This is a genomic window from Aeromonas sp. 62-46, assembly GCF_001898585.1.
Lineage (GTDB): Bacteria > Pseudomonadota > Gammaproteobacteria > Enterobacterales > Aeromonadaceae > Aeromonas > Aeromonas caviae.
Window position 1 is genome coordinate 1 of record NZ_MKUI01000052.1, and the last position, 7,095, is coordinate 7,095.

General features: G+C 64.5%; 7 protein-coding genes. 2 read left to right on the forward strand and 5 right to left on the reverse strand.

Annotated elements, in window-relative coordinates; translation table 11 throughout:
* Positions 1-304 precede the first annotated feature (304 nt).
* From BGO64_RS16720 to BGO64_RS16735, 4 genes are all read right to left on the reverse strand, one after another.
* Positions 305-1,024, reverse strand: a complete 720-nt coding sequence (locus tag BGO64_RS16720) for an HI_1241 family integral membrane domain (protein ID WP_010674858.1) — start codon at positions 1,022-1,024, stop codon at positions 305-307.
* 106 nt (positions 1,025-1,130) lie between these two features.
* Positions 1,131-2,765 carry an ATP-dependent endonuclease gene (locus tag BGO64_RS16725; protein ID WP_039038583.1) on the reverse strand — a complete coding sequence of 545 codons (1,635 nt, stop codon included), beginning with the start codon at positions 2,763-2,765 and terminating at the stop codon, positions 1,131-1,133.
* 76 nt (positions 2,766-2,841) lie between these two features.
* Positions 2,842-2,964, reverse strand: a complete 123-nt coding sequence (locus BGO64_RS16730; protein ID WP_256094327.1) for a hypothetical protein — start codon at positions 2,962-2,964, stop codon at positions 2,842-2,844.
* Between the two features lie 62 nt (positions 2,965-3,026).
* The gene (locus BGO64_RS16735; protein WP_286701041.1) at positions 3,027-3,914 is read right to left on the reverse strand and encodes a helix-turn-helix domain-containing protein; all 888 of its coding nucleotides are present in this window, start codon (positions 3,912-3,914) and stop codon (positions 3,027-3,029) included.
* Positions 3,915-4,092: 178 nt separating this feature from the next.
* Here BGO64_RS16735 and BGO64_RS16740 point away from each other — a divergent pair, with 178 nt between their 5' ends.
* The gene (locus BGO64_RS16740) at positions 4,093-5,010 is read left to right on the forward strand and encodes a DMT family transporter (protein ID WP_286701042.1); all 918 of its coding nucleotides are present in this window, start codon (positions 4,093-4,095) and stop codon (positions 5,008-5,010) included.
* A 51-nt stretch (positions 5,011-5,061) separates the two neighbouring features.
* Entirely contained in the window at positions 5,062-5,994 is a 933-nt protein-coding gene (locus BGO64_RS16745; RefSeq protein ID WP_286701043.1) for a LysR family transcriptional regulator, read from the forward strand.
* Positions 5,995-6,046: 52 nt separating this feature from the next.
* On the opposite strand, the gene BGO64_RS16750 is transcribed toward BGO64_RS16745, so the two are convergent.
* The gene (locus BGO64_RS16750; protein WP_010674863.1) at positions 6,047-6,826 is read right to left on the reverse strand and encodes a TSUP family transporter; all 780 of its coding nucleotides are present in this window, start codon (positions 6,824-6,826) and stop codon (positions 6,047-6,049) included.
* Between the last annotated feature and the right edge of the window lie 269 nt (positions 6,827-7,095).

Genomic DNA, 7,095 nt, shown 5'->3' on the forward strand with positions numbered 1-7,095 from the left:
GGGGGCCGGATTTGAACCGACGACCTTCGGGTTATGAGCCCGACGAGCTACCGAGCTGCTCCACCCCGCGTCCGAGGTCGCCCATAATAGGCGCCAACGCTGAGATTGCAAGTAAATATCCTAAAAAAAGTTTATTCGGGGATTAAACCGTCACATACTGCGCTCTTTTGCAACAAATCGCAGTTTTTTCAGGCAGCTAGCGATCTCTCGCCCCTCAGGCCCCTCCCCGCGCCCCCCCGACTTGCCCCTCTTTGCCATAAAAAAAGCCCGCACAACAAGGTGCGGGCGGGAGGATGCGCCGGGATCAGGCCAGCTGGTGCAACACGCTGGTCGCCGCAATCTGGGCGATGATGAGGCCGCACAGGGTCACGGAGACCACCACGGGGGCCGTCTCCTGCTGACGGTAGATGGGGCTGAACCAGAGCAGCAGGGCTGCGACCAGCAGGCCAGCCTGGGTCACTACCCCGGGGATCAGCGGGTCGAGCCCTGCGCTGCTCCCCTGCCAACCCACCAGCACCGCCAGCCAGATAAGACTCAGGATGGCGGAGACGAGCCCCGCCAGGGGCAGCAGCAGATTGAAGGCTTGCAGGCGGTGGCGGGCACGTAGCAGCATCAGGTGGGCAAAGGCCGACCCCAGCAGCACCATCTGCAGCAGGCCGCCGAGCCAGCCCTGGATCTGCATCAGACCCAGCCCGTAGAGGGCGAGCGGCATGGCGGGCAACCACAGCAGGGTGGCGGGGATGGCGCGCTTGCCCTCCAGGCGAGACTGGACCAGGGAGAGCACGATACCGAGCACCAGGGCGGCCCCCCCACTCCAGATGAGCCAGCCCGCAACCTTGGCCTCCACCGCCAGCATCAGGGAGAGCCCGGTGATCACCCAGACCGAGAAGAGCTGGGTAGTGATCCGCGAGCGCTGGCCCGGGCAGAGATCCCCGCGCCACAGGACGAGTCCCACGGCGATCAGGGCTCCCAGGGCCATCAGACCGGTCAGGGGGAAGAGCCAAAAAGGAAGTTGGACGAACATAGGGTCTCCGGCAGCAGTCCGGGTGCGGGTGCACCCATCACAGGGTAAGGAAGGACAAGAGGCAGGGAGTATATCCAAACTCCCTCCGTCTTCCCAACGTCGCCGGTCAGCTTTGTCCCCGGGCAAGGGCAACCACCCGGGCAAACATCTGCTTGAGCACAGGGGGAATGTGCTCGCTGCCGAGGCGCTCCGCCTCCTCCACCACCGCCAGGGCCATGCCTGGCTTGCTGCGATGGTGGATCGCCTTGGCGATGATGCGCCCGGCGTTGAGGGTGGAGCGCCCCCCGACCCCCGCCTCGCGCCGGAACACCCCCTCGAACCCGTTCTGGTAGAGGTAGTGCTCTATGTCTGCCGCCGGCAACTGGGTCAGCCGATCCCGCTCGCGCTCCCCCTTGAGCAGGGAGCGGGCGGAGCTTGCATACTTGGCGCCCGCCTCGTCACCGTCGGTGAGCAGGTGCCACTCTATGCCAAAGTCCCGGGCCACCTTGATGAGAGGAGCCTGGCCGCACTGGGCGAACTCGATGATGCGCACCCCCTCCGCCCGCAGGCTGTAGCCGCAGATCTGGGCCAGCTCCGAGAGCAGCCAGATCTCGGTCTCCCCTTCCACCAGCAGCCAGCAGCGAGCAAACATCGACATGGGCCTGTTGATGCGCACATGGAAGGCAATCTTGCGCAGATCGTCGCTGCTGTAGCGCTCCCCTCCCAACTGATGGCAGAGGATGTCCTGCTGGCGGCGTACCAGACGACGCACCTGATTGAGGGGCAAGGAGGAGAGCAGGTCCCCCGAGTTGGTGGTGAGCAGCTTCTGGCCGGGCAACTGCTCCAGCAGACCCCAGGCCAGGGCCAGCATGGTGGGATGCAGGCGGCTCTCTGGGTCTTCCAGCATCAATATGGGTCTGGCCCCCTCCTCCAGCTCCCGGTTGCCCCGAGCGTGGAGCAGCATGGCCGCCATGCCCGCCATGGCCAGTTGCAGTGCCCGATTGTCCGCATTGCGCAGCAGCACCTGCAGGTTGCCGGGATTGCGCAGGGTCATGGGGCGATTGACGATATCCCGCTGGCTGCGAGGCTTGTGCTTGATGGGTGCCAGGGCGCTGAAGTAGTGCTCCATCAACTGCTGCACCGCCTGCAGCGCCTCCTTGAGTTCAGGCTCGCCGATGCGCTGGGGCTCGTCGGTGAGCTTGCCGGCCAGCTCGTCCAGCCGCTGCTCGCACAGATCCCCCCAGGGCAGCCGCTCGATGCCCTCCCGGGCGGTACGGGCATCCCGCAGCCTGAACACCGGGTTCATGGTAATGAGCAGACGTACCAGCGCCTCATTGTTGTCGATGGCCAGGCTCTTGCCGATGCCGTCGAGAAAGTCGTGGGTGGTGAGCACGCTGCCATCGTCCTGCAACTCGGCACTGGCACGATAATGCACCCGGTGGAACTTGTCCTTGTGGGGGATCCAGGCCGCGCCGAGGCGGGCCAGACGGCGGGAGTGCTGGCACATCTGGGGACGATACTCGCTGAAGGTGAGCACCAGTTGCAGCGTGCGCGAGGGTTCGAGCTCGGGATCTTCGGGCCGGTGAAAATCATCCTGACCAAATTGATAGGGCTCGGCATCCCCCAGCAGGCACCAGAGGGCCCGCAGCAGGCTGGATTTGCCCCAGGCGTTTTCGCCGATGAGCACAGTGGTGTTGTCCAGCCCGAGAGAGAGGCGATTTATTCCGCGAAAACCTTTGACTTCAATGCGTTCCAGAAACATGCGGCCATATCCAGTCCATCCTGATGGCGCAATAGTGGCAAAGTTGCCGGAAAAATCCTATCGGGTTACGGCGTTTTCAGCGGGAACTGTGAGGAACGAGCGGTTCGGGCGGCGTCGGCTGGGTGGCGCGATAGAGGGGGGCATTCCAGTGGTTGAACCAGAGATGGCGAGTACGGGTCTGACGTTTGCGATGATTCAATGGGCATTCCTTTCAATGGACAAGAGACAGAGGGTACACCTCTTTTGTCCAGAGTCTCAGGGTTATCTGTGACAGGAGAATGACAACTGGGCTCGCCACTGGCCCGGGCTCAGGCCGAACGCCTCCCGAAAGCGGTTGCCAAAATGGGCCTGGGAGGAGAAGCCGCACTGGGCGGCGATGCTGGCCAGAGGCTCGCTTCCCGCCAGCAACTGCTTGGCCCGCTTGAGCCGCAGCCCGAGCAGGTAGCGGTGGGGCGGACAGCCCAGACTCTGCCCGAACATCCGGGCGAAGTGGTATTCGCTCAGACCCGCCTCCCGGGCGATCTCTCCCAGGGTGACCGGCTCGGCCAGGTGAGCCTGCAGATACTCCTGCACCCGGCGCACCACGGCGGGGGCCAGACCGCCGCGCACCTCCGGCAGCGCCGGGGCCTCGCGAGTGTGATGGCGATAGGCGTGCAGCATCAGCATCCAGGCACCGTGGGAGAGCGCCATGCGATCGATGCCGTGCTGCCAGTCCAGCTTCATCAATTGCCCCTGCACCAGGGCCGCCGCCTGGGGATCGTCGATGAAGGTCTTGTCTTCCAGTTGCAGATGACGCCCCTCCTTGTCGCACGCCTGCTCGGCGATACGGGTGAAGTGGCCGGGGGTGAAGTAGAGGTGGAAGAAGCGAAACTCCTCGCGCACCAGCCACTCGGACCTGTGGTGATCCGGCATGATGCACACCTTGCCCGCACCGCCATGGCCACCGGGGCCGTCCAGCCGCTCGGTCTGCTCGCCCCCCTGCAGGTAGACGCTGATGGTGTGGTTGCCCGGCTTGTGGTAGCGGGTCTGATCGTAGCGGTTGCACCAGCTCGCCACCCCGAGCCCGGGCTCCAGCCAGCAGGAGTCCTCCAGCCTGGCACCGGTGCTCACCAGGGCATCAAAGACCCCCGCCTGTCTTGTCTGCTGCATGGCATGCTGCACGCTTGCGTCCCTCTCTGGCACTTGCCGCCCCTTTCCTGTCGCCATCTTATCGCGCCTCATGGTCAAAGGCTGCGCCTCCGTTGAAAAAACCGCAAGATGGTGCAAGCCGGCGCCCCGCCTCCCGGTTCATGCTGATCACATCATCTTCTCTTGATGGGATCACACCATGAATCTGATGCTCTATGTTTCCACCGTCCTCATCTGGGGCAGCACCTGGATTGCCATCGCCTGGCAGCTCGGCCCCATCCCCATCGAGGTCTCGGTGCTCTATCGTTTCGCCCTGGCGGCCCTGGCCCTGTTCGCCCTGCTCACGGTGAGCGGCAAGTTTCCACGACTGCCCTGGGCGGGCCAGCGTTATGCTGCCCTGCTCGGCGCGTTGCTCTTTTCCACCAACTTCCTCTGTTTCTACCACGCCACCCTCTATATCCCGAGCGGCCTGTCGGCGGTGATTTTCGCCAGCGCCAGCATCTTCAACGGCCTCAATCTCTGGCTGTTCGAGGGTAAACGACCGGGCCTGCGCTGGCTGCAAGGATCGTTGCTGGGGCTGTTTGGCACCCTGCTGCTCTTCTGGCCGGTGCTGGCGGATGCGCAACTGGGTGCAAACGGCTGGAAGGGCTTGCTCTTTGCCTGCGCCGGCACCCTCTGCTTCTCCCTGGGCAACCTGGTCTCCGCCCGGGGACAGCGCCAGGGCTATCACGTATTGCAGATGGTACCCTGGGGCATGGTCTACGGCGTGGCGCTGCTGCTGGGCTGGGTCACGGTACTCGGTCAGTCACTCACCCTGCCCACCGACCCGCGCTACCTCGCCGCCATGGTCTATCTGGCCATCTTCGGCTCCGTCATCGCCTTCACCGCCTACCTCACTCTGGTGGGGCGCATCGGTGCCAGCAAGGCGGCCTACGCCACCGTGCTCTTCCCCCTGGTGGCTCTCACCCTCTCCACCTTCTATGAAGGCTTTGTCTGGCAGACGGTCTCCATCGTCGGCGTCGTGGTGAGCCTTATCGGCAACCTGGTGATCTTCGCGCCCCCCGTCAAGGCGTGGCGCTGGCCGCTATCAAGGGCCGCAAACGGTACTTGCCCCTGATGCCACCAGCCCCTAAGGTAACCGCGTCCAACACACGAGGAGGGAGGACGCATGTTACTGGAAGGGCTGGAGACACTCTGCCTGCTGGCAAGCGAGGGCACCATGGCCAAGGTTGCAAGCCGCCTCTATATCAGTCAGTCGGCGGTCAGCAAGCGCATCGCCCAGCTGGAGCAGCGCCTTGGCAAGAAGCTCATCGAGCCGGATGGCCGTCATATCCGCCTCACTCCCCAGGCCCGTGAGCTGCTCGCCCGGGTAGCCCCGAGCCTCGCCGAAATGAAGGGGGTGCTGGCGGACAGCCAGATCCTCACGGATCAGACCCCTCTGTCCATCGCCTGCTCCGAAACCCTGCTGGCGGGCTACCTCGCCCGCTTCATGCACGCCTACCTTGAACGGGATCCCCACATTGCCCTCTCTACCCACCACACCCCGGTCATTCTGGCCCGGGTGCGCGGCGGGGATGCCCTGCTCGGGATCTGCGCCGGTCGCCTGCCGCCGGGCCATGGGCTGTGTGCCGAACGGCTGCTGGAGGAGCCCTTCTATCTGGTGGGGGACGCTCTGGATGAGGCGGCGCAGCCGGATCACCAGGGCGCCTTGCAAGAAACTGTGACCAGCAAGCAACTGGCTGAAGGCGACGTGAGTCAGGGGATGCAGGGCAAGGTGCGCAAGATCCTGACCATGGATCTGGAGAACCCCTCCAACCGCTATCTGCGCGAGCCCCTGGCCGCCCTCGGGCTTATCCCCGCCATGGAGCTCGATTCCTACCTGGCGCTGATCGAGCTGGCCAAGGCAGGCATTGGCCCCGTGCTCCTGCCCGCCGGCCTGCTGGCGCTGGTGGGTGAGCAGGGGACACAGGCACGCCCCCTGCCGGGACTGGGCCGCCCGCTCCACCTGGTCTATCGGCCAAACAGCCTCAAGCGCGATCGCATTGCCCGCCTGGTGCAGGCGCTGCAAGCCCATTTCCGGCAACTGACGGCACAGGGCTGAAACGCAAGAGGGCCCGATCTGCGATCGGGCCCTCGTCATGGGGGATATCGGCTCAGCCCAGCCAGGCAAAGAGCTCGGGGTACTGGCTCCACACCAGCTTGGCGGACATCACCAGGGAGACGGTCACCAGCAGCGGCTTGATGAGCTTCACTCCTTTCTTGAGCACCAGCTTGGAGCCCATACGCGCCCCGATGAACTGCCCCAGCGCCATGCACAGCCCCACGCTCCACACCACCTTGCCCCCCAGGGTGAAGAAGAGCAGGGAAGCGATGTTGGAGGTGAAGTTGAGCAGCTTGGTGTGGGCGGTGGCCCGCGCCATGCCAAAGCCCGCCAGAGCCACGAAACCGATGGCAAAAAACGACCCCGTGCCCGGCCCGAAGAAGCCGTCATAAAAGCCCACGCCCCCACCCACCAGCAGGGCGAACGCCATGGGGGTGAGGCGGCGCTGGCTCTCCGCATCGCTCACCCTGGGGGAGAAGTAGAAGTAGCAGGCAAACGCCATCAGCAGGAAGGGGAGCAGTCGCTCCAGGATCGCGGCATCGATGGTCTGCACCGCCAGAGTGCCGATGGCCGCCCCGATGAAGGTGCAGATGACCGCCGGCCAGATGATGGCCCACTCAAGGAGCCCCTTGCGGGCATAAAACCAGGTGGCGGAGAAGGAACCGAAACTGCTCTGCAACTTGTTGGTGCCAAGCACCAGGGCCGGCGGCATGCCGGTGGCCAGCAGGGCCGGCACCGTCAAGAGTCCCCCGCCCCCGGCAATGGCATCGATAAAGCCGGCGATGAGGGCCACCCCGAAGAGGGCGACCAGGGTGAGCAGTTCCAGTTCCATCCATAGACCTCGTGTGATTGGCGGCGCCCGGCATGGCCTGGAGCCTGAAGGAGTCAACAGGTCGCTATCCTAGCGAGGGCAGGCTCATGAAGCCAACGAAACAATGGCAGCCAACTGATTCTCTATTTTCATCAATCAGCGTGCGAGAGGACCTGTGCTTTGATAACCGCCAGCCCCTCCAGCACGTGCGCTTCATCCGCACCGGGCGCACGGCTTACCCGGCCAGCCATGTAGCGGCTGCTGATGAGGATGAATCCAGAGCGCGGCTC